1 protein-coding gene is annotated in these 234 nt (G+C 38.5%); it reads right to left on the reverse strand.

The window, feature by feature from the left end; translation table 11 throughout:
* The coding region (locus tag CUZ56_RS15575) for a hypothetical protein (RefSeq protein ID WP_404948051.1) at positions 1-214 on the reverse strand (214 nt) is incomplete at its 3' end.
* Positions 215-234: the final 20 nt, after the last annotated feature.

Below are 234 nucleotides of genomic sequence, written 5' to 3' on the forward strand. Positions count from 1 at the left end.
ATTCTTTACCCAATTGTGGATTATTGTAGTTCACATAACAACCGTGATAATAGGCCACTTTGCGTTCAAATTTTTGTTGGCTTTCCACCATTTTTTTCATATACCAGCTGCGGAACGTACCAAAGGAATATTTTGGTAACGTACGATGGCGGCTAATTTTCAATGCTTTTTCCAACACAAATTTTGTCGCTTTCAAACCAGTGATGGTATTCACAATCGGCGCAAGTGGTGTAT

The sequence above is a fragment of the Saezia sanguinis genome, assembly GCF_003991585.1.
In the GTDB taxonomy this organism is placed as follows: Bacteria; Pseudomonadota; Gammaproteobacteria; order Burkholderiales; family Burkholderiaceae_C; genus Saezia; species Saezia sanguinis.